General features: G+C 44.1%; 3 protein-coding genes. All 3 read left to right on the top strand.

What is annotated here, in order from left to right:
- Positions 1-587 (top strand): peptidylprolyl isomerase (locus B4K20_RS04805; RefSeq protein WP_289282067.1); only part of this gene is annotated, 587 nt, incomplete at its 5' end.
- On the top strand, positions 584-1,570 hold the full coding sequence (gene pdxA, locus B4K20_RS04800; protein WP_289282066.1) for a 4-hydroxythreonine-4-phosphate dehydrogenase PdxA: 987 nt from the start codon (positions 584-586) through the stop codon (positions 1,568-1,570). The genes B4K20_RS04805 and pdxA, both read left to right, overlap by 4 nt.
- Before the next feature lie 7 nt (positions 1,571-1,577).
- Positions 1,578-1,858, top strand: a 281-nt coding sequence (locus tag B4K20_RS04795) for a ribosomal RNA small subunit methyltransferase A (protein ID WP_289282065.1), incomplete at its 3' end; no start/stop codon positions are given.

Raw genomic sequence — 1,858 nt, 5'->3', positions numbered from 1 at the left:
GCTGGCGCAAACAGGGCGAGCTTCCATCATTGTTTGCTGATGTGGTACCCACATTAAGTATCGGTGAAGTCAGCCAACCTTTGCGTAGTGGTAGTGGTTATCACTTGGTTAGAGTGAAAGACAAAAAAAGTGAAGATGTGCATCTTGTCAAACAAACATTAGCCAGTCATATCCTGATTAAAACCAACGAACTCACAACAGATGAAGAAGCCCAAAAACGGCTGGAAACACTGAGAGAACGTATTGTTAATGGTGAAGACTTTGCCGAGCTAGCCAGAGCGAATTCTGACGATACGGGCTCTGCCATTGATGGCGGAAGCTTAGGTTGGGTAAGTCCTGGCGTGATGGTTCCTGAATTTGAAGAAAAAATGAATGCCTTAGCCGTCGGGGAAATGAGCGATGTTTTTCAAAGTCGATTTGGTTGGCATTTAATCAAAGTGTTCGATCGTCGAGAAGAAAATATGGCGGAAGAATATCAACGTGGAAAAGCGCGAGAACAAATTCGCCAGCGTAAAATTGATGAAGAAATGGAAACATGGTTACGTTCAATGCGTGATGAAGCTTACGTCGAGTATCGTAATCCTTGAGTGTCATCAAACGTATAGCACTAACTCCAGGAGAGCCTTCAGGTATTGGACCTGATCTTATTCTGTCATTAGCGCAGCAAAAACATGAAGCTCAGCTTATCGCTTTAGCGGATCCTGAACTGCTTAAACAAAGAGCAGAACTGCTTGGCTTGTCGATAAGTTTTATTGAAATGGATCTATCCGAGCCTCGACAATTAGCCGAGGCTGGCGAGCTTTTTGTTTTACCTCATCGACTCAAAGCCACTGTGACAGCGGGAGAATTGAATCACCTGAATAGCCGTTATGTCTTGGATACTTTGCAAACGGCATTGGATGGCTGCTTATCTAAACAATTTGATGCCATCGTTACGGCCCCTGTGCACAAAGGTATCATTAACGACTCTGGAGAGGTGTTTACTGGGCATACAGAGTTTTTTGCAGATGGGGCTGGCGTAAAAAAAGTCGTTATGATGTTAGCGACGGATTCACTGAAAGTGGCTTTGGCTACTACGCACTTACCACTTCGAGACGTGGCGGATGCCATTACATCTGACGAACTAAGTGAGGTGATTGTCATAATTCATCAATCCATGCAGCAACACTTTGGTCTCGCTTTACCAAGGATAGCGGTATGTGGATTAAACCCTCATGCCGGCGAAGATGGTCATCTTGGTCGCGAAGAAGTTGACATTATCCAGCCTGTTATTGATCGTTTTATTCAAGATGGCTATGCCGTATCGGGTGCCTGGCCAGCCGATACTATTTTTAATCAAGATAAATTACAAAACTATGATGTAGTTTTAGCGATGTATCACGATCAGGGCTTGCCTGTATTAAAACATCACGGATTCGGTAAGGCTGTGAATGTCACATTGGGTTTGCCATTCATAAGAACATCGGTAGATCACGGAACAGCACTTGATTTAGCGGGTACAGGACGTGCGAATCCGAGTAGTTTGTATGCCGCTCTAAAAATGGCAATAGCCATGGCGAATACACAATGAGTAACTTATGAGCCAATCATCTTTTCCACGAGCAAGAAAACGCTTTGGACAAAACTTTCTACACGATGAAAGTATTATTAATTCAATAGTAGAAGCAATCAGCCCTGAAGAAGGGCAACATCTGGTTGAAATCGGACCTGGACGTGGTGCGTTGACAGAGCCACTATTACAACGCTGTTCAAAGCTGGATGTGATTGAGCTTGATCGCGACTTGGTGCCGCTATTGAGACGTCAGTTTAGTGATTATAAGCAATTACAGATTCACGAGGCGGATGCGTTGAGATATGA

This window comes from Methylophaga sp. UBA5088, from assembly GCF_002414625.1.
Taxonomy (GTDB): domain Bacteria; phylum Pseudomonadota; class Gammaproteobacteria; order Nitrosococcales; family Methylophagaceae; genus Methylophaga; species Methylophaga marina.
The sequence above is the reverse complement of the archived record's forward strand: the minus strand, read 5'-3'. Positions and strand labels throughout refer to the sequence as shown.